The sequence below is a fragment of the Paraburkholderia sp. EG286B genome, assembly GCF_040965655.1.
Classification (GTDB): Bacteria; Pseudomonadota; Gammaproteobacteria; order Burkholderiales; family Burkholderiaceae; genus Paraburkholderia.
Genome location: NZ_JBFRCF010000149.1, coordinates 1 through 536, shown reverse-complemented (window position 1 = coordinate 536; position 536 = coordinate 1). Strand labels below are relative to the sequence as shown.

Here is a 536-nt window from a genome sequence, read left to right as displayed (position 1 = left end):
CCCCGTAGGGGACAGGCAGAAGAACACAATCGTTACAGGTTGAGTATTCGTGTTGCGCCGTATTTCAAGGCAATCTTTCGATCACTTAAAAATACATTGATACAATCACAACCCTGATTCACCTACTCCACACCCATCTCTAAGTGTGTTTTGGATGAATCTCTTTACTACTTCTTCCTGATTGTTAAAGAACGACAGCCGATACGTTTTCACATACCGCTCTGACTGGCTCAATCGCCAATGCTTGTCTCACTGAACCGCAACCATCTTTCGACGTTTGCATCAATGACACCAGCATTGAGGATTGGTGGAGGATGACGGGATCGAACCGACGACCCCCTGCTTGCAAAGCAGGTGCTCTCCCAGCTGAGCTAATCCCCCAGTCTACATACTTCAGGGGGACTGCCCGTCACAGACAGTGGTGGGTCTGGATGGATTCGAACCATCGACCCCCGCCTTATCAAGACGGTGCTCTAACCGACTGAGCTACAGACCCCTGAGTCTGTCTTTCTTACAGCCGACAAGTGTGAGCGCTT

General features: G+C 49.8%; 2 tRNA genes. Both read right to left on the bottom strand.

Annotation, left to right across the window (positions count from 1 at the left end):
• Nucleotides 1–305: 305 nt before the first annotated feature.
• A tRNA-Ala gene (locus tag AB4Y42_RS44155) sits at nucleotides 306–381 on the bottom strand.
• 38 nt (nucleotides 382–419) lie between these two features.
• Nucleotides 420–496 (bottom strand) — tRNA-Ile (locus AB4Y42_RS44150).
• Nucleotides 497–536: the final 40 nt, after the last annotated feature.